This window comes from Tenacibaculum aiptasiae, assembly GCF_008806755.1.
GTDB classification, from domain to species: Bacteria; Bacteroidota; Bacteroidia; order Flavobacteriales; family Flavobacteriaceae; genus Polaribacter; species Polaribacter aiptasiae.
Map to the genome: position 1 here is coordinate 57,424 of NZ_WAAU01000024.1, position 16,423 is coordinate 73,846.

A 16,423-nucleotide genomic window follows, 5' to 3' on the forward strand; every position below is an offset into this window, starting at 1 on the left:
TTAGAATCTAAAGTGTGAAAATGCTTTATTTGCTTCAGCCATTTTATGAGTATCAACTCTTTTCTTAACAGCAGCTCCTTCTTCTTTTGCAGCAGCTAAAATCTCAGCAGCTAAACGTTGAGCCATTGTTTTTTCATTACGCTTACGCGCATAAGAAATCATCCATTTTATAGCCATAGAAACCTTACGGTCTGGTCTAATTTGCATTGGAATTTGGAATGTTGCACCCCCTACTCTACGAGAACGTACTTCTACGTGAGGCATAACATTCGACAACCCATCTTTCCATACTTCTAAAGCCGACTTTTCTTCGTCAGTCTTTTTTTCATTTACGATATCCATTGCATCGTAAAATACTTTGAACGCTACAGACTTCTTACCATCCCACATTAAGTTATTCACAAAACGTGTTACCAATTGGTCGTTAAACCTTGGATCCGGTAACAAAATCCTTTTTTTCGCTCTTCTTTTTCTCATGTCTTTACATTAAAAAAGTTAATTGATTAATTTTACTTCTTAGGGCGTTTTGCACCGTATTTAGACCTACGTTGAGTTCTTCCCTCAACTCCTGCAGTATCTAACGCACCACGAACAACGTGATACTTAACACCTGGCAAATCTTTTACCCTTCCACCTCTAACTAATACTATCGAGTGCTCTTGCAAGTTATGCCCTTCTCCTGGGATATACGCGTTGATTTCGTTACCATTTGTTAACCTTACCCTTGCTACCTTACGCATTGCTGAGTTAGGTTTCTTAGGCGTAGTGGTATACACACGCGTACAAACTCCACGTCTTTGAGGACATGCTTGTAATGCAGCCGATTTACTCTTCTTAGTTATTTTGGTTCTTCCTTTACGAACTAATTGTTGAATAGTTGGCATACTAAATTATTACTTGTTTTTAATTTGTACTTAAATTACTCTAATTTTAAGAGTGCGCAAATGTACGATATTTTTCTAAACATTCAAATATCAACTAGTTATTTTTACCCCCTCTACTTCATAAATCTAAAAAAACCATTAACTCACTACAAAATAATAATGAATCCATTTATTTTAAATCAAAAAAAACAAAACATAAAATAATCAGTCGGCTTCCACCCCTCATCCTTACAGAGAATTATAATGTTTTTAAGATAATTTTATGAATTATATTGTTTTATTAAGAATATTTTATGACTTTTGATGCAATTAATTCAAATAATCACGCGATGAAAACAAAATTCAATGGAATTTTAACGCTCTTTTTGGCGTTACTTGTTCAAATTACTTTTGCACAAGAAAGAACAATTTCAGGTGTAGTTTCTGATGAGACTGGTCCTTTACCTGGAGTTAATGTATTAAAAAAAGGGACTACTGCTGGTGTCGAAACAAATTTCGACGGACAATATTCTATTAAAGCTAAAACTGGAGACATCCTAATATTTAGTTTTGTTGGTATGAAAACCATCGAAAAAACGGTTGGTACTGATAACACTATCAACGTATCTATGGCAAGCGACAATGTCCTAGATGAAGTTGTTGTAACTGCACTTGGGGTTTCCAGAGAAAAAAGATCTTTAGGATACTCTACTCAGAGTGTTAAAGGTAATTCTGTAGCAGAGAACAGAGCTACAAATGTTACAAACGCATTATCAGGAAAAATTGCCGGAGTACAAATAAAATCTTCTTCAGGTAACATTGGAGGTTCAACTAAGGTATTATTAAGAGGGAATAGTTCTATTACTGGTAACAACAATCCTCTTTATGTCATAGATGGGACTCCTATCGCTGACACAAACTTCAACTCTCTTGACCAACAAGTAGGGTCGGGAGGAAAAGATTATGGAAACTTAACTTCAGACCTAAACCCAGACGACATAGAGTCTATAAATGTACTAAAAGGTGGTGCAGCAACTGCTTTATATGGAGCAAGAGGTGGTAACGGTGTTATAATGATAACTACCAAAAAAGGAAAAAACAGAAAAGGAATTGGTATTACATTAAATACTAATGTTACTTTTGACAAAGTATACATTTTACCTGACTACCAAAATGAATACGCTGGTGGATACTCACAAACACTACCTACTATAGGTGGAGAAAACGCTTTAGAATATGGAGCCGATGAAAGCTGGGGACCAAGAATGGATGGAACTCCTGTTCGTCATTGGAGTAGTTGGTTACCAGGATCTAGTGATTTTGGACAAACTCGTCCTTTAGTTGCTAATCCAGACAACGTAAGAAACTTCTTTGAAACTGGTGTAACAATCTCTAATAATATTGCTTTTTCTGGAGGAAACGAAACTTCTACTTTTAGAGTTTCTTTAGGTAACACTGATCAAAATGGTATTATGCCAAACTCTACTAGAAAAGTAAATACTGTTTCTTTTAATGGATCTCATAAATTAACAGAAAAATTAACAGCTAAAATAAGTGTTAATTATGCTAAAACTGATGTTGTAGGTAGACCTACTACAGGTTACGATTTTGCTGGAGGTAAAAACGTTGTTACCTCTTTCAATCAATGGTTCCAAAGACAATTAAACATGGATGTTTTAAAAGCGAACTATAAATCTGCAACTGGACAACCTCAATCATGGAACATGATTAGTTCAACTAACCCAAAACCACAATACTGGGATAACCCTTACTGGATCGTAAATGAATCATATTCTGAAGATACTAGAAACAGAGTATATGGAAATGTTGGATTATCATACCAAGTAAATGATAAATTAAATGTATCAGCTACTGCTAGAACAGATTTCTATACATTTAGAATACAAGATAGAACTGCTACATATTCTTTATCTACAGATTACTACGAAGAAAGTGTAAGAGAAGGTAGAGAAGATAACTTTGAGTTATTTGCTACTTATCAAGATAATATAAATGACGATTTTGGATACACCGTTAATTTTCAAGCTAATACAAGATTAAATAGCTTCCATTATAACAGCGCTAGAACTAACGGAGGATTAAGTGTACCTAACTTCTTTAACGTAAACGCTTCAAAAGATCGTCCAACTTTAGTTGATGAAAATACTAAAAGAAGAATAAACTCATTAGCCCTTTTTGGATCATTCAGTTATAAAAACATGTTATACTTAGACTGGTCTGCTAGACAAAGTTGGTCTTCAACTTTACCATTAAAGAGTAACGATTACTTCTACCCTTCTTTAAGTACTTCTTTTATATTTAGTGAATTAATAGATTCCGACATAATCTCTTTTGGTAAATTAAGAGCTGGTTGGGCTAAGATTAGACAAGATACTAACCCTTATCAGTTAAACACTGTATACACTACTCAAGATCCAATTGGTGATTCTCCAGCTTTCGCTGTACCTAACAGATCTAACAACCCTAACTTAGTTCCTGAGTTATTTGAAGAATACGAAGTAGGTTTAGAAATGAAAATGTTCCAAAACAGATTTGGTTTTGACGCAACTTATTATGACAAAACCAGTACTGACTTAATCCTTCCTTTAAATGTTAGTGGAACAAGTGGTATCACAAGTGCTTGGGTTAACGCAGGTAAAATGACCAACAAAGGGGTTGAATTAGCTGTTTACGGTACTCCTATTAAGAACGATGACTTCAGATGGGATATTAATGTGAACTGGGCTAAAAACACCAATAAAGTTTTAGAATTAGCTGAAGGAAGTGACAACCTTTTAATTAACTCTTGGGGTCCTTCTGTAAATGCTCGAATAGGTGAAGCATATGGAGCTATTGTTACTGATGGTTTCAAATATCACGCTAATGGTCAACGTATTGTTGAAGTAGACACTAATGGGAATTATACTTATGCTAGAGAAACTAACAAAGTAGTAGGTAATGTTACTCCAGACTTTACTGGAGGTGTAATGAACAACTTTAAATACAAAAACTTCACTTTAGGTTTCTTAGTAGATTTCCAAAAAGGAGGAGATATATATTCAGTTAGTAATAGATATGGGGATTACTCAGGTTTAACTTCAAGAACTGCTGGTCTTAATGACAAAGGAAACCCTTTAAGAGATCCAGTTGCTAGCGGTGGTGGTATAAAAGTAGAAGGAGTTGATGTAAACGGTAACCCTGTTACAGCTTACACGAACCCTACACAATACTTTAAGTCATTACGTGTTCGAAGAGAAAACTATGTATACGATGCTAGTTACGTTAAATTAAGAGAAGTTACTTTAGGATATTCATTCCCTAAACACTTCATTAAAGGTACTCCATTCCAAGATGTAAGATTTTCTTTAGTAGGTAGAAACTTATGGTTAATCTCAAGTAACGCTCCTAATATTGATCCAGAAGCTACGTTAGGTAGTGGTAATACACAAGGTTTTGAAAATGGTCAAATTCCAAGTACAAGGTCTATCGGATTTAATTTAAATGTAAAATTCTAAAAAATTAAAAATGAAAAAAATATTAAATATTAAGCTATTAAGTTTACTCTTAATCTCTTCTTTGCTTACAATATCTTGTAGTGATTTTAGCGAAGACTATAGAGTAAGCCCTTTTCAAACAAGTAGTGTACCTACCTCTTATCTTTTATCTTCTGCACAAAAGGATTTAGTAGGACGATTTTTAGATATCGCAGACTATGATGGTTTTGGATCTGCATACGCACAATATATTGCAGGAAAAACATATACTGATGAAGAGCGTGTTGAAACTGAACAAACAGGTTTCTCTAATCTTTACGCTGGTGGTATGGCTAACTTGCAAGAAATTATAAATTTAAATACAGACCCAGCTACTTCATCTACTGTGGCTGTTTCAGGAGCTAATAATAACCAAATTGCAGTTTCAAAGATTTTATTAGCTTGGTCTTTCATGAATGTATCAGATATATGGGGACACGCTCCTTATACTGAAGCTTTAAAAGGAAGTCAAAACTTTAGTCCTGCATACAATACTCAAAAACAAATTTACACAGGAATTATTACTGATTTAAAAGACGCTGGTAATTCTATTACTACTGGAACTATCCAAGGTGATTTAATTTACAATGGAGACATGGATAAATGGAAAAAATTAGCAGGTTCTTTATTAATGAGAGCTGGTATGCGTTTATCTAATGTTGATGCGACTATGGGATCTGATGCTTTTAATGCTGGGATGACAATTGGTTCTTTTACTTCAAATGCTGACAATGCTATTTATGCATATGCTGGTGGTGAACTGAACGGTAACCCATACTGGTTATCTTTCACAAATCAAAACAGACTTGATCACGCAGTAAGTAATACAATGGTAGACATGCTAGGAGAAAACAACGATCCTCGTTTACCTATTTATGCGAAACCTATCGTATCTGAAGCAACAACTCCTGTTGGACCAGCTGATTTCTGGGCTAAATACAAAGTATACACAGTAAATGGACAAAAATACGCTGGACAACCTTGGGGATATAGTAATGACAATGCTACTGAATTAACTGTTGAACAAGTATCTTTTGTTGGAACTGCTTTTCAAGATGAAAAAGCACCTTCTGTATTAATGTCTTTTGCAGAAGTTGAATTTTTAAAAGCAGAAGCAGTTGCTAGAACATGGATAAGTGGTGATGCTGAAACTTTTTATAAAAATGGTATTAGAGCATCAATGGAACAATATGGTGTTGCTGCTGCTGATATAACAACTTATGTAGATACAGAACCTTTTGCTCAATACAATGCAGCTAATTATTTGAAGTCTATAACAGAACAAAAATGGTTAGCTATGTATTTACAAGGATTAAACGCATGGGCTGAGTGGAGAAGAACTGGTTTTCCTGCTTTACAAAATGCTACAGAAGCTTCTGAAGGTAGAGCTATTCCAAGAAGGAGAGCTTATGCTCAAGCAGAGTTTGACTTAAATAAGACAAATGTAGAAGCTGCAATTGCAGCCATGGGAGCAAATAACACTACCACTAAAGTATGGTGGGATGGTGGAAATGAATAAGATTTTCTATTAAAAATAGACGCCTTGAGAAATTCTCAAGGCGTTTTTTTTGTTAAAAAATTGTGTATTTAAGATAAAATTAAGACTTTAGCGACTAATTAATTCAAATAATTACATAATGAGAACAAAGTTTAATGGAATTTTAACACTTTTACTAGTGTTATTTGTGCAAATTTCGTTTGCGCAAGAAAAGACAATTTCAGGTACGGTTTCTGATGAATCAGGCCCACTTCCTGGAGTTACAGTATTAAAAAAAGGTACCACGCAAGGTACTGAAACTGATTTTGACGGAAACTATACCATTAAAGCTAAAGTAGGAGATGTTTTAGTTTTTAGTTTTGTTGGAATGAAAAGTGCAGAAAAAGCAGTTACCAATGCCAACACTATTAATGTTGTAATGCAAAATGATAATGTATTAGATGAAATAGTTGTTGTTGGATATGGTAAAACAACTCAAAGAGATTTAACTACTAACATTTCTTCTGTATCTGCTGAAACAGTACAAAGTGTTACTTCTGCTAATATTTCTGGTGCACTTCAGGGGGCTGCTTCTGGTGTACAAATTACTCAATTATCAGGTGCTCCAGGTGGAGAGGTAAGAGTAAGAGTTAGGGGAGCTTCTTCTATTAATGGTTCTAACAACCCTTTATATGTTATTGATGGTATCCCAATGTTTTCAGGAGAAACTTTATCAAATAGTTTTGGAGGACAAAGAAATAGTGCTTTATCTAACTTAAACCCAGATGATATTGAATCTGTAGAAATCTTAAAAGATGCCGCTTCTGCTGCAATCTATGGTAACAGAGGATCTAATGGTGTTATTTTAATTACAACTAAAAAAGGTAAGTCTGGTAAAGCTAGATTTAACATTTCTACTTCTGTTGGTATTCAAAATCCAATTAAGAAATATGAAACTATGAACTATGGAGAGTGGTTAAGATTTGGTGATGCTTACTTCCAAAACTCTGGTTTCCCTTCAGGAACTTGGAGTAATAACCAAAACCCTGGTAATGGTTTAGCAGGAGCAACTCAAGCTACTTTAGATGCATATTATAGTGCAAATGCTAATAGAGGTTCTAACTATTTAGATGAAATCTATGTAGACAACGCTTTAGTTAAGAATACTAGTTTTAACGTATCTGGTGGTAATGAAAATACTAAATACTACTTTGGTATAGCTTCATTTAACCAAGACGGTAACTTATTAACTCAAAGATTTAGCCGTCAAAATGTTAGACTTAACTTAACTCAAAACTTAACTGATAATCTTAAATTAACTACAGGTATTTCATTAACTGATGAAAAAATAAGATTAATCCAGAATGATAATAACATTTACGGTGTACTTTCTACTGCTTTATTAGAAAGACCAGGTCAAGATATTTATAATCCTGATGGAACTTTTAACAGTTATACTAATTTTACTTTCTCTAACCCAGTTCAAAATGCGGTTGAAAACTTTGACCAAGGAACTACTTTCAGGGTTTTAGGTAATGCTGATTTAGAATATAAATTTGACGAAAACTTAACTTTTAACACTAAGTTTGGTTTAGATCAATTAAACTTTAGACAAAGATCTTATTATCCTTCTTCTACTTCTCAAGGTGCTCCAAATGGTAGTGCTGACCAAAGAGAAACAACTAGTAGAAAAATTACTATGTTAGCTTCTGCTAATTATAATCGTTCATTCACAAACTGGAAACTTAGAACTTTCTTAGGGGCTGAGTATGAAACTAATACTTTCAACTTCTTAAGAGCTGCTGGTAACGGATTTACTAGTACTTCTTTAACTTACTTAAACAACGCTTCTACTCCTACTACTGCTGATGCATTTTTTAGCGAAGCTAGAAGAGTTTCATTTATATCAAGAGTTGGAGTTACTCTTTATGATGATTTAATTTTAGAAGGTTCTGTAAGATATGATGGATCATCAAGATTTAACGCAGATGAAAGATGGGGTCTTTTCCCTTCTGCTTCTTTAGGTTATATTGTATCAAACAATTCATGGTTTGACAACAATGTAGTTAGCTACTTTAAAGTTAGAGGTTCTTGGGGTATTACAGGAAACGTATCTGCTGTAGGAAGATATGAAGCTCAGCCTTCAGTTCAATCTGGAAACTATGCAGGTGTTGGTACTTCATTCTTAGGTCTTGCTAACCCTTCTTTAAGATGGGAGGAAACTTCTCAAATAGATGCTGGTTTTGAAGCTAAGTTTTTAGATGATAGAATTTCTTTAAACTATGCTTACTATGTTAAAGAAACTTATGATGATTCGTTAATTCTTAATGTTCCTTTACCTGAAAGTCAAGGAGGAGGAAGTATTACATCTAACGTAGGTTCTATGAGAAACAGAGGTCACGAGATTGATGTTAAAGCAACTATTTTTGATAACGAAAACTTCTCTTGGGATACTACTGTAGGTTTCAGTACTTTAGATAATGAAATCGTAAGTTTAGGAGGTTCTCCTGCTTTTGATGCTGGTTTTGCAAGTAGAGTACAACAAGGTGCTGCTTTAGGAGCTTTTTATGCATTACAAGCTGATGGTTTATATCAAACTGATGCTGAAGTACCTGCACACTTACAAGCTCAAGGAGTTAGAGCTGGTGATGTAAAATATATCGATCAAAATAATGATCAATTATTAAACGGTGATGATAATGTTATCGTTGGATCTCCTTTTGCTGATTTTACTATGAACTGGTCTAGTAATTTAAAATATAAAGCATTTGATCTTAGCTTCTTATGGGCTTGGTCTGAAGGAAATGATGTTTTCAACAACAACCTTCAATTCTCAGGAATTACTGGTAGTATAGGATTTAACAAATTTAAATCTCAAAATAACTACTGGACTCCAACAAACACAAATACTGATATTCCAAGACCTAACAGAAATACAAGAGCTTATAACAACCAAAACTCATCAAGACTTGTTGAAGATGGTTCGTTTATCAAGTTAAGAAACATTACTTTAGGATATACTTTACCTAAAATTAAAGGTTTTGATAAAATTAGACTTACTTTATCAGGAGATAACTTAATCGTAATTACTGACTATTCTGGTACTGATCCAGAGGTTAACTTCTCAGGAGGTAACTCAATCGTTGGTGGTACAGATTTCTTAACTCAAGGAGGAAGTAAAGTTGTGAAGTTTGGTGTTAATGTATCATTCTAAATAAAATAAAATAAAATGAAAAAAATATCTTTAAAAATAACATTACTTTTTCTTACAATTATTTCATTTGTAGGATGTAATGACAAATTAGATTTAACAGACCCAACTACCTTAGGTGTTGATCAATTTATAACGGATTATGCTTCAGCTAGAACAGCTATGGCTCGTTTATATGATAATATTCAAACTTATGGTACTAATCAACCAGTTATTGTTACTCAAAGAATGGTTTCTGGTTTATATGCGGATGAATTAAGACACTCTGGTTCATTCCCTACTTTTACACAAGCTCTTGTAAACAATATCTTAGTAGATAACATTAGTTTTACTAGAATTTTTGCTGGTCACTATAACATTATTAACAGAGCTACAATTATTATTAGAACTGTTCCTGGTGTTGCTGATTTATCAAGCGCTCAAAAAGAAGAATTAATTGCTGAGGCAAAAGCTGTTAGAGCTTGGTCTTATTTCCAATTAGTTAAAATTTATGGTGGATTACCTATTATTGACAAAGTTTTCATTTTAGATGGAAATGCTGCTAGAGATACTCCTAGATCTTCAGAGGCTGATGTATATAGTTATATTGCTGCTGAGATAGCTTCTGCAAAAGGTAAGCTTTCATCTTCGAACTCTAACATTTACTTTACAAATGATGCTTTAAGTGTATTAGAAGCTGAAGTACACTTATTTATGGGTAACTATAACTTAGCTGAGCCTGTATTACAATCTTTAATTGGTAAATATACTTTAGATCCAAACTATGCAAATCTTTTTGCTTTAGGAAACACAAGTTCTTCTACTATTTTTAGAATTAACTACAACGCTTCTGATAGCAACTCTTTAGCTTTTAACTTTACTCCAACAGGTAGATTAGAAGTAGCTCCATCTCAAGCTTTACTTAATTCATTTGAAACTGGAGATACTCGTAAGAATTTAATAGCAAACAATACTATTCCTCTTTCTGCTTACATAAATAAGTATACTGATAATGCTGAAGGTAAAGATTTACCTTACATTTACCGATATGCTGATGTAATTTTAATGTACGCTGAAGTTTTAGCTAGAAAGAATGATGCTAATGCATTAACTTACATTAACATGATTAGATCTAGAGCTAGCTTACCTGCTTTAACTACTTTTGATTCAAGTAACGTAGTTGATGTAATTGCTAGAGAAAGAAATGCTGAATTTTTCGGAGAAGGTAAAAGATGGGAAGATGTTAAACGTTTAGGTTTAGCTCAAACTGTTATCGGATCGAAAACTGGAATTACTTTTGCTCCAAAGATGTTATTATGGCCTATTCCTCAAGACGAATTAGATGCTAATGGCGCTATTTCTCAGGCAGATCAGAATCCTGGTTACTAATAACTGATAGAATTATAATTTTAGCCACCTCTTTTAGAGGTGGTTTTTTTATACAATAAATTCAACTACATTTGCAGCATGGAAGAAAATACAACTATTTTTGGTATAAGAGCAATAATTGAAGCTATAGAAAGTAATGCTTCTATTAACAAAGTTTACCTTCAAAAAGGACTTAGAGGAGAGTTATTTTTTCAATTAGATAAATTATTAAAAAAAAATAAAATATCTGTTAGTGTAGTTCCTACAGAAAAATTAGATAGACTATCAAAACATAATAATCATCAAGGTGCTGTTGCCAAAATTTCACCTGTCGATTTTCATGATTTAGAAACACTTATTGAAAACACAATAAACTCTAACAAAACACCATTATTCTTACTGTTGGATCAAATTTCAGATGTTCGTAACTTTGGGGCTATTATTAGAACCGCTGAATGTACTGGTGTTAATGGAATTATTATTCAAAAAAGTGGAAGTGCTCCTGTTAATGCAGAAACCATAAAAACATCTGCTGGAGCTGCATTTAAAGTTCCTATTTGTAAAGTTGATCATATTAAAGATGCTATTTTTCAATTACAAGCTGCAGATATTAAATTAGTTGCTGCAACTGAAAAAACAGAAGACTCTATTTTTGACATTGATTTTAAACAGCCAATTGCTATTGTAATGGGATCTGAGCATAAAGGAGTAAGCAAATCTGTATTGAAAATGGTAGATTACAAAGCAAAACTTCCACTACTTGGAGAAATAAGCTCTTTAAATGTTTCTGTTGCTTGCGGTGCCTTTCTTTATGAAACTGTAAGACAACGAAATTAATTTAATATACAAATACAATAATAGAAAAGCCTTGAATATTCAAGGCTTTTTTGCTTTATAAAATCAATAATAACTACTTACTACTCTTAAAAAATTAGAAAAGACAGTTCCTCCACCCTTTATATACTTTACTAAATTTTATTTTATTCATAAAAATACAAATTAGGTTATTGAGTCTCTTTTTGTACGAGAATTCAAACCGTTAATTACATAAAAACAACCGTTAATTACATAATACGACCGTTTATTAATTTACCATATATTGAAGTCTTTTGAATCATTAAATTTTGAACTTAATTAATTCAAATTCGTATGATTAAAACAAAATTAAATGGGATATTAACGTTAACATTAACGTTGATTATGCAAATTTCTTTTGCACAAGAGCGTGTAATTTCAGGTAATGTTTCTGATGAATCAGGACCTCTTCCTGGGGTTGCAATAATAAAAAAAGGTACAACAACAGGTACTGAAACAAATTTTGATGGAAATTTTTCAATCAAAGCAAAAAAAGGAGAAATACTAGTTTTTAGTTTTCTCAGTATGAAAAAAGTAGAAAAAATTGTAGGTGACTCAGATCAAATAAATGTTATCATGAAAAATGATAATGTTCTTGATGAAGTAGTTGTTACCGCTCAAGGTGTTAAAAAAGAAAAAAGAGCATTAGGATACTCTGTTGCTACAGTTGATTCAGAACAACTATCTAATAAACCACAAAATGATGTAGCTAGAGCATTAGCTGGCAAGGTACCTGGTGTATCTATTGTAGGTGGTGGTGGTGTTTCTGGGGCAGCTGCAAATATTAATATTAGGGGTATATCTTCTATTAATGGTAATAATTCGCCACTATTTGTAATTGATGGTGTTTTAGTTTCATCATCTACTAATACACAAAGTGGTGCGTTATCCTCTTCTGGAGCTTCAACCGCGAGTAGAATCAGTGATATAGACCCTAATAATATTGCTTCTTTAAGTATTTTAAAAGGATTAAGCGCTACTGTACTTTATGGTTCGCAAGGTAGGAATGGGGTTGTTTTAATAACTACAAAAACAGGGGCTGGTAATAATAAAAACGGTAAAGCTTGGGCTAACATAAGTACTTCTTACTATGTAAATGCAATATCATCAACACCAGATTATCAAAATACCTATGGTAATGGTTGGCAATTAGGCTCTGGTAAAGCTTTTAGTAATTGGGGACCTAAATTTACACCTGGAGCAACAATTAACCACCCATATTCAGGTAACACTTATGCAACAACTCAAGGAGGAGGCTCTTTTGATACCTTTTTCCCACAATTTGTTGGTCAAAGTTATGAATATAAGCCATATAATTCTGTAGATAATTTTTTCAAACCTGGAGACATAGTTAATGTTTCTCTTTCTTTAGGAAAAGCATCAGAAGATTATTCATACTCAATGAGTTTTTCTAATTTAGAAGAAACTGGTTTTACTCCAGGTAGTACATTAGATAGACAAAATTTTAGTATTGGAGGTTCTGCCAACCTAGATTATGGTTTATCTATTCAAGGTAATATAAATGTTTCTGTAACAAATAAAAAAAACCCTCCTACGGCGGGGAGTACAGGAACTTCAAATGTAAGAGATGGGGCTGCTGGTGTTTATGCAAATGTCCTATACACTCCAAGGAGTATTGATTTAAATAATTTACCATATCAAGATTCACAAGGTAGAAGTGTTTATTATAGAAGTTCTAATGATATTCAAAATCCTTTATGGACAGTAAATAATCAATATGTAAAAGAGAAAACACCTCGTGTTAATGGAAAATTTCAGGCTTCATTAAAATTATTTGAAGGCGCGTCCTTAACTTGGAAAACTGGTTTTGACATTTATTCAGAAACTCAAGAATTTTTTTCAAATAAAGGAGGAATTCAAATAGCTCTAGGTTCATATCAAAAAATTAAAAACACAGAATTTACTTGGGATCATTCAGCTTTATTTAATTATGAAACAAATTTAAATGATAATATTACTTTAGAATCCTCTATCGGATTTAGTATTTATAATAATACTTTTGAAAGGTTAACTTCAAATTATTCAGAACAATTAGTTTTTAACAAATTCTTTGCTAGTAATTTTGTTAATAAAAACGCTGGTGATTTTTATAATAGAGAGTCAAAAATTTTAGGTTTATTTGGAACAGCTACATTTGGCTATAAAAAATATTTATACCTAAATATAGCAGGTAGAAATGATTGGGCTTCAACTCATGAAATAGCTAATAGGTCTATATTTTACCCTAGTACTAGTGTTTCTTTTATACCAACTTCAGCTTTTCCAAGTTTAAAGTCAAAATATGGCTTAAATTATTTAAAGCTAAGAGGTGGTTATGCTACGTCAGCTAATTTTGCAGATCCATATAGAACTAGAGCTACTTTAGGAATAGGTTCTAATCTCTGGTTATTAGATGGTACAGGAAATCCAATAAATACAAATAGCGTTAGCAACGTTTTAGCCAATCCAAACTTAAAACCTGAATTATTATCAGAAATTGAAATAGGGTTAGACGCTAAACTTGTTAATAATAGAATTGGTATAGATTTATCTTTATACAAAAAAAACGCTAAAGACCAAATAGTTAATCAATCTTTGGACCCATCTACTGGTGCTACTAGCACTACAATAAACGCAGGTGAATTAGAAACAAAGGGAATTGAGTTAGGTTTAAACTTAATCCCTATTAAAAATGAAAACTTTAACTGGGACACCTATTTTAACTTTAACTCAGTAAGAACAAAAGTTATTTCTTTACCAAACGGAATTAAAGAATTAAGAACTGCTGGTCCTTTTACAAATTTAGCAAATTTTGCTATCGTCGGTGAACAATATAACTTAATTAAAGGATCATATATACAAAGAGACGCTAATAACAACCCTATAGTTAATGAACAAGGTTTTTATACGCTAGCTCCTGGTGAAAAAGTTATAGGTAACCCTAACCCCGATTTCACCTTAAATTTCACTAATAACATTAGATATAAAAATTGGAATTTAGGAATGCAATGGGATTATGTAAAAGGCGGAGATATTTATTCCGCAACTGCATATACACTTACCTCAAGAGGATTAACCAAAAATACCGATTTTGATAGAAGTATTCCTGTGGTACTACCTGGAGTTAAAGCAGATGGAACTCCAAACGATATCCAAATTTCTGCAAATGATGCATATTGGGCTGGTAGTGCTTTTTCAAGTGAATTTAGAATTTATGATGCTACCACTATAAGGTTAAGAGAGGTCTCATTAACTTATAAATTTACAGATGAAATGCTTAAAGGAACTTTCTTTAACAATGTTTCTTTGTCTTTAACAGGAAATAATTTATGGTTTAAAGCTATAAATATGCCTGATGCTATAAATTTTGATCCTGAAGTAACAAGTTTAGGTGTTAGTAATTCTAGAGGATTCGATTTATTAACAGGACCAACTTCAAAAAGGTATGGACTTTCACTTAATTTAAGTTTCTAAATAATTTTAAAATGAAAAAAATGAAAAAAATAAACATATTTATTATTCTATTAATATCAGTCATGTTTGTTTCTTGTAGTTTAGATGATTTACAAGAGAATCCGAATGCCGCTACACCTACATCAGCGGATATTACTTTACTTGCTAATGGAGTACAAATTAACTTTGCAAATTTTGTTACTTCTGCTCAAAATCAACCTATGGGTGTTACAAGAATGATTCTAATGTCGGGAGTATATGACAATGCCTATAGCTCAGTAAGTTTTGATTCTAAATGGCGAAATGGTTATTCAGGTTTGTTAGCTGATGCAGTAACTTTATTAAACAATGTTGGTTCTGACCCTATTCATAATAATGTCAAAGCACAAACTCAAATTTTAATGTCATATACTTTAACTACTCTAGTAGATTATTTTGGTGATGTTCCATATTCAGAAGCTATAAAATTTGATAGTAATACTAATCCAAAATTAGATTCAGGTGAAGATGTATATAAAGAAGCATTGAATTTACTAAATGATGCTATTCAAAACATTAACAATAATTCGGGCTCTAATGAATTAGTAACAGACATGTTTTACGGTGGATCAATGGCTAAATGGAAAACTTTAGCTAATACATTGAAACTAAGAATTTATAATAACACACGCTTGGTTGATGCTAACGCAAAAGCAGAAATTAATAAATTAATTTTAGAAAACGATTTGATAGACACTTCTGAAGAAGACTTTGTTTGGAAATATGGAACTCAAAGAAATGACCCAGACACAAGAAGTCCTAGATTTAGAGAATCTATTACTAGGAGTAATTATATGGGACAATATATAATGAATATTATGAAAAATACATATTCAAACCCAGATCCACGAATTTATTACTATTTCTACAGACAATCAGGTACATATCCTGGTAATGATGAGCAAGGACTATTTGATAGACCTTGTCAAAGATTTCCAAAGCCATTACATTATACCGCTAGTGACCCGTATTGTAATTCTATAGGTGATGGATATTGGGGTAGAGATCACGGTAATAATGAAGGTGTTCCAAGTGATGAAGGTAGAATTACTATATGGGGGTTATATCCATATGGAACAAAATTTGACAACAACTCTTTTACTACATTATCTGAAACAGGAAATAATGCTGGAGCCGCTGGTCAAGGATATTTTCCTATTTTCATGTCTTCTTGGACTTCTTTTATTAAAACAGAAGCAGCTTTAACACTGTCTACTGATGGCGATCCAGTTAGTTTATTTAGAGATGCTTTAAATAAATCTTTTAATACAGTTAAAGATTTTAACTTAGATCAACCAAATGGCTCTAATGTTATGACAGGTATTAAGATTAATGATTATATAAACGTTATAATAACTAATTATAATAATTCTAATGCTACTGAAAAATTGGATTTAGTTATGAAGCAATTTTACTTAGCTACATGGGGTAATGGATTAGAAGCTTATAATAATTATAGGAGAACTGGCTATCCTTCTGATATTCAACCTAACCTTGAAAGCGCTCCAGGTGATTTTATTAGATCTTTTAAATACCCTGCTTCTGCTGTTACTAATAATTCAAACATCAACCAAAAGCCAAATCAATCAGTTAAAGTTTTTTGGGATACACAAACTTCTGTAAATATTAATAAATAATAAACATA

Annotated in this window: 9 protein-coding genes; 7 read left to right on the top strand and 2 right to left on the bottom strand. The window is 32.6% G+C overall.

The genetic code is table 11. From position 1 onward, the window contains the following. Window positions 1-477, bottom strand: a complete 477-nt coding sequence (gene rpsG / locus F7018_RS12035; RefSeq protein ID WP_150900313.1) for a 30S ribosomal protein S7 — start codon at window positions 475-477, stop codon at window positions 1-3. Window positions 478-509: 32 nt separating this feature from the next. Beyond that, entirely contained in the window at window positions 510-884 is a 375-nt protein-coding gene (gene rpsL / locus F7018_RS12040; RefSeq protein WP_028887479.1) for a 30S ribosomal protein S12, read from the bottom strand. A 329-nt stretch (window positions 885-1,213) separates the two neighbouring features. Here rpsL and F7018_RS12045 point away from each other — a divergent pair, with 329 nt between their 5' ends. The 7 genes from F7018_RS12045 (at window position 1,214) to F7018_RS12075 (ending at window position 16,415) form a co-directional block, all read left to right on the top strand. Continuing rightward, complete coding sequence (locus tag F7018_RS12045; protein ID WP_150900314.1) at window positions 1,214-4,378, top strand: SusC/RagA family TonB-linked outer membrane protein; 3,165 nt, start codon at window positions 1,214-1,216, stop codon at window positions 4,376-4,378. 10 nt (window positions 4,379-4,388) lie between these two features. After that, entirely contained in the window at window positions 4,389-5,915 is a 1,527-nt protein-coding gene (locus tag F7018_RS12050; RefSeq protein WP_150900315.1) for a SusD/RagB family nutrient-binding outer membrane lipoprotein, read from the top strand. Between the two features lie 118 nt (window positions 5,916-6,033). Next, window positions 6,034-9,087, top strand: coding sequence for a SusC/RagA family TonB-linked outer membrane protein (locus F7018_RS12055; protein WP_150900316.1), 3,054 nt, complete (start codon window positions 6,034-6,036; stop codon window positions 9,085-9,087). 15 nt (window positions 9,088-9,102) lie between these two features. Further along, window positions 9,103-10,452 carry a RagB/SusD family nutrient uptake outer membrane protein gene (locus tag F7018_RS12060; protein ID WP_150900317.1) on the top strand — a complete coding sequence of 450 codons (1,350 nt, stop codon included), beginning with the start codon at window positions 9,103-9,105 and terminating at the stop codon, window positions 10,450-10,452. A 78-nt stretch (window positions 10,453-10,530) separates the two neighbouring features. After that, window positions 10,531-11,268, top strand: coding sequence for a 23S rRNA (guanosine(2251)-2'-O)-methyltransferase RlmB (gene rlmB, locus F7018_RS12065; RefSeq protein WP_150900318.1), 738 nt, complete (start codon window positions 10,531-10,533; stop codon window positions 11,266-11,268). A gap of 312 nt (window positions 11,269-11,580) precedes the next feature. After that, a complete protein-coding gene (locus F7018_RS12070) occupies window positions 11,581-14,760 on the top strand; it encodes a SusC/RagA family TonB-linked outer membrane protein (RefSeq protein WP_150900319.1) in 3,180 nt (1,059 codons plus the stop codon). Window positions 14,761-14,780: 20 nt separating this feature from the next. Continuing rightward, entirely contained in the window at window positions 14,781-16,415 is a 1,635-nt protein-coding gene (locus F7018_RS12075; RefSeq protein WP_175578723.1) for a SusD/RagB family nutrient-binding outer membrane lipoprotein, read from the top strand. The last annotated feature ends 8 nt before the right edge of the window (window positions 16,416-16,423 follow it).

What these genes read in the sequence shown, in the direction of transcription:
- F7018_RS12050 (WP_150900315.1), top strand. Translation starts at nt 4,389, where the DNA reads ATGAAAAAAATATTAAATATTAAGCTATTAAGTTTACTCTTAATCTCT.
- rpsG (WP_150900313.1), bottom strand. Translation starts at nt 477, where the DNA reads ATGAGAAAAAGAAGAGCGAAAAAAAGGATTTTGTTACCGGATCCAAGG.
- F7018_RS12055 (WP_150900316.1), top strand. Translation starts at nt 6,034, where the DNA reads ATGAGAACAAAGTTTAATGGAATTTTAACACTTTTACTAGTGTTATTT.
- F7018_RS12070 (WP_150900319.1), top strand. Translation starts at nt 11,581, where the DNA reads ATGATTAAAACAAAATTAAATGGGATATTAACGTTAACATTAACGTTG.
- F7018_RS12045 (WP_150900314.1), top strand. Translation starts at nt 1,214, where the DNA reads ATGAAAACAAAATTCAATGGAATTTTAACGCTCTTTTTGGCGTTACTT.
- F7018_RS12060 (WP_150900317.1), top strand. Translation starts at nt 9,103, where the DNA reads ATGAAAAAAATATCTTTAAAAATAACATTACTTTTTCTTACAATTATT.
- rlmB (WP_150900318.1), top strand. Translation starts at nt 10,531, where the DNA reads ATGGAAGAAAATACAACTATTTTTGGTATAAGAGCAATAATTGAAGCT.
- rpsL (WP_028887479.1), bottom strand. Translation starts at nt 884, where the DNA reads ATGCCAACTATTCAACAATTAGTTCGTAAAGGAAGAACCAAAATAACT.
- F7018_RS12075 (WP_175578723.1), top strand. Translation starts at nt 14,781, where the DNA reads ATGAAAAAAATAAACATATTTATTATTCTATTAATATCAGTCATGTTT.